The following is a 2,397-nucleotide window of genomic DNA, read 5'->3' as shown; positions in this document are numbered from 1 at the left end:
CCCAGGGCGGCGATGCCCAACGGGTAGGGATTGTTGTTCGTCAATCCGCCCACGATCGGCCCGATGCCGAGCCCGATCAGCAGAATGATGACCACTTCGGGCAGGCCGCGGAAGATGTCGGTGTAGAGCCGCGCCGGCCAGCGCAGCCAGCGGGTCCGGGAGACACCGGCCACCGCGAGCGCCATACCGACCACCAGGCCGATCACACTGGCGCTGACGGTCAAGATCAGCGTGTTGGGTAAGCCCGTCGTCACCATCGCCGGGATGGCCTGCTTGTACAGATCCCAGTCGAAGAACTGGTCCCGCAGTTGGGCCAGCGTGGATTTCGGCGGCGCGGGCCCGGCCGACTCCCCGCGGTGATTGCGTTTGGCGATCGCCGCGAAGTCCGGCAGCTGCGGCGTCGGGGCAGATTTCGATCCCGGCTTCCAGCCCCGCGGCAACGGCCGTGGAAGCCAGTCGGTATACAGCTGCGCCCAGGTGCCGTCGGCGATGACGGCGTCCAAGCCGGCGTTCAACGCATCGATCAGCGGCTGGTTGTCTTTGGCCACCGGGAACGCTATGAAACTGCCCGGACTAAACGTGTAGGCGGCGACGGCGGCGGTATCGCCGTGCCGCATCACTTTGGCCGCCTCCATTGCCGGCGCCACCCACGCGTCGAGCTGATGGTTCTTCAGGCAGGTGTACAGGGTGGTGAAGTCGGGGAATTTCACCGGCTGCACATGCACGGTGTCGACGACATAGGCCTCTTCGACGGTGCCCTGAATGACGCCTATCCGCTGCCCCGCACCCAGTTTCTCGAAGCTGTCGAGCGGCGAGCGGGACGGGACGATCAACGACAGATAACCGAAGTCGTAGCCGTTGGTAAATCCGACCGTGCGGCGGCGCGCTTCGGTGGCGACGATCGACGACGAGGCGACGTCGAAGCGTCCCGTCGCCACCTGGGCGAGCAGGCCGGCGAATTCGGTGCCGGCGAAGACGACGTTCAGCCCCAGCTTCGCGGCGATCGCGCGCAGCAGCTCGTTGTCATAACCGGTGTAGCGCCCCGTGGTGTTCAGGCAGCTGGTCGGGGGACCTCCCGGCTGAGTTCCGATGGTCAGGGTCCGCGGCGTGCGCAAGCCGAGCGCGTCGATGTTCACCGAACTCAATGGTTCGACGTCGGCGGTCGTGTAGTCGCGTTCCTGCGGCGGGCTGGCGGTGACCAGCTTCTCCGGCAGCGCGATCGCGCCCTCTTTGCCCGACGGCTTGCACAGGTTGTCGGCGGCGGCCGGGGCGACCGGAGCCAGGCTGTAGGCCAGCAGGATGGTGGCCAGTAGCGCAACAAGTTTCGACGCGCCGCTCCTCATGACCGATCACGCCATCGGCACAGCTCCTCGGCGTCGCTCAGGTCGTAGTCCGGGCCGTTGACCCCGACGGTCAGCAGCGTCACGCCCAGCGCCACCAACCCTTCCGCGTCGGCGAGCAACCCGCCGTGGTCCTTGTTGACGCCGGCTGAGTGCTCGATGGCGTTGGGATCGCGACCCACCGCGGCGCAATGCTCGGCCAGCACCGCGGCGGCTTGTGGGTAGCTGTCGACGCTGGTGAACCCGTGCCAGATGTCGCCGTGCTCGGCGACCAGCCGCAGGGTTTTCTTCGGCCCCTTCCCGCCGATCAGCAGCGGGATGTCGCGGGTGGGCGCCGGGTTGAGCTTGGCCAGCCGGGACGTGATCCGCGGCAGCGCGCCACTCAGGTCGTCGAGCCGACTGCCGACGGTGCCGAACTCGTAGCCGTACTCGTCGTAGTCCTTTTCCTTCCAGCCGGATCCGATGCCGAGGATCAGCCGACCGTCCGAGATGTGGTCGACGGTGCGGGCCATGTCGGCCAGCAGCTCCGGGTTTCGATAGGAGTTGCAGGTCACCAGCGCGCCGATCTGGATTCGCGAGGTCTGCTCGGCCCAGGCGCCGAGCATGGTCCAGCACTCGAAATGCGCGCCATCGGGATCGCCGTAGAGAGGGAAGAAGTGGTCCCAGTTGAAAGCGACGTCGACGCCGACGTCTTCACATCGGCGCACGGCGTCGCGCAGGTTGCCGTAGTTCGGGGAATGCTGGGGCTGCAGCTGAACGCCGATACGGATCGGCCGCTCGGGAGAAGGCATGCTTTCTACCGTAGGGCGCGGTGCCACGCGAGATAAGCTGGACAACCAACCTCCTTCGCGTAGGACTTGCATATGTCCAGCACGGATGCCGACAGTATCGCCGGCGTTAACATTCCCGACACCAAGCTGGTGACGGCGATCACCGCGCACATCCGAGCTGCCGAAGACGACTTGCTGTTCAATCACTCCCGCCGGGTGTACCTCTTCGGGGTGCTGCAGGGTCGCCGCCGCGGACTGCGGCCGGACTTGGAGCTCCTCTATGCCGG

2 protein-coding genes and 1 pseudogene are annotated in these 2,397 nt (G+C 66.5%); 1 reads left to right on the top strand and 2 read right to left on the bottom strand.

All coding sequences use genetic code 11. From position 1 onward, the window contains the following. Positions 1–1,343 (bottom strand): ABC transporter permease subunit (locus VGH54_RS12760; RefSeq protein ID WP_331512367.1); only part of this gene is annotated, 1,343 nt, incomplete at its 3' end. Continuing rightward, positions 1,340–2,131, bottom strand: coding sequence for an LLM class F420-dependent oxidoreductase (locus VGH54_RS12755; protein ID WP_331512366.1), 792 nt, complete (start codon positions 2,129–2,131; stop codon positions 1,340–1,342). The genes VGH54_RS12755 and VGH54_RS12760, both read right to left, overlap by 4 nt. A 72-nt stretch (positions 2,132–2,203) precedes the next feature. Here VGH54_RS12755 and VGH54_RS12750 point away from each other — a divergent pair. Next, positions 2,204–2,397 (top strand): annotated as a pseudogene (locus VGH54_RS12750) (diguanylate cyclase); the annotation flags it as partial.

Origin of the sequence: Mycobacterium sp. (assembly GCF_036488105.1) — a bacterium.
Lineage (GTDB): Bacteria > Actinomycetota > Actinomycetes > Mycobacteriales > Mycobacteriaceae > Mycobacterium.
Note: the sequence above shows the minus strand (reverse complement) of the source record. Positions and strands in the feature narration are given on the sequence as shown.

Bases quoted from the DNA above. Each gene is read 5' to 3' on its own strand.
- VGH54_RS12755 (WP_331512366.1), bottom strand. From the start codon at position 2,131: ATGCCTTCTCCCGAGCGGCCGATCCGTATCGGCGTTCAGCTGCAGCCC.